Here is a 1,047-nt window from a genome sequence, read left to right as displayed (position 1 = left end):
ACCTGAGTTCGGGATAAGCATTTAGCAAAATAATGCTAATTGTCCATTTTGATTTTGCTCTTTTTCAAATTTGATTCCCGGTTTCTTCTCTTGGAACGAATAAGCTATTAGGCTTGAGACAAGATTAGTTATAAAATTTCCGAAGCTCCTGTGTCTAGAGTGTTCTGCGTCACATATATTTTTAAGCTGATCGTTTATGGTTTCTATAATTGAGCGTTTTCTAAGTAGTATTTTGTCCCTGAGGGTCATCAGTACATTCTTCATATTGTTTCTTATGCCTGTAACCAAGTGTAGACCGTCCTCAAATAGCATCGCCGCAAGATCCTTCGAGATATAGCCCTTGTCCGCATAGAGGCTTCCAAAAATCCGCTTTAGAACATTGCCTTCTTTTAGCGGTTGTCTGTCATCCACATTTGCCTGGGTAATAACAAAATCGAGTACCTCGCCTTTATCGTTTACGATCAGATGGAGCTTAAAACCATGGAACCACCCCATCGTTGACCTGCCCGTGGTTGCGATACCATTGAAAACCCTGTTGTTGTTTATCCTCTTATTATTGCAAACCCTTACAGGTGTTGAGTCCACAAAGGATATTCCTGTGCATTTCCCAAGACAGCAAGTCTTCATAAAAAGCACGAGCGGCAGCATATTGGCCTGCATCAGCTCAACAAACCGATTGTAGGACACGGTCTCAGGAAATTTATCTTCCATGTGTTTCTGTACATAAAAAATATAAAAATGCTTAAAGTTCTTAAAGCCGCTCAAGTGATAGATAACTGAAATGGTCATCACCTCACTACTGGACATCCTACCGGGTCTATTTCTAGTCTTTTTGCCCTGTGTTAAAAGGTTTTGTCTTAGAGCAGGCTCAAAAACCTTAGAAAACTCATCAATATTGAAGAAAATTTCAGTAATTTTATCATTGGAAATCATAGCGGATAATTTAGTTAAATATTTGATTTTTAGACACTTAAATATACTAAATTTCCGCTTTTTCTATGGTGTAAAAACCCAATAATATTCGAAATTCTTACATCGAACTCAGGT

1 protein-coding gene is annotated in these 1,047 nt (G+C 38.0%); it reads right to left on the bottom strand.

From position 1 onward, the window contains the following. Window positions 1-21: 21 nt before the first annotated feature. On the bottom strand, window positions 22-933 hold the full coding sequence (locus F1E73_RS17045; protein ID WP_150452668.1) for an IS982 family transposase: 912 nt from the start codon (window positions 931-933) through the stop codon (window positions 22-24). Window positions 934-1,047 lie beyond the last annotated feature (114 nt).

It is taken from the genome of Arenibacter lacus (assembly GCF_008711145.1).
Classification (GTDB): domain Bacteria; phylum Bacteroidota; class Bacteroidia; order Flavobacteriales; family Flavobacteriaceae; genus Arenibacter; species Arenibacter amylolyticus.
Note: the sequence above shows the minus strand (reverse complement) of the source record. Positions and strands in the feature narration are given on the sequence as shown.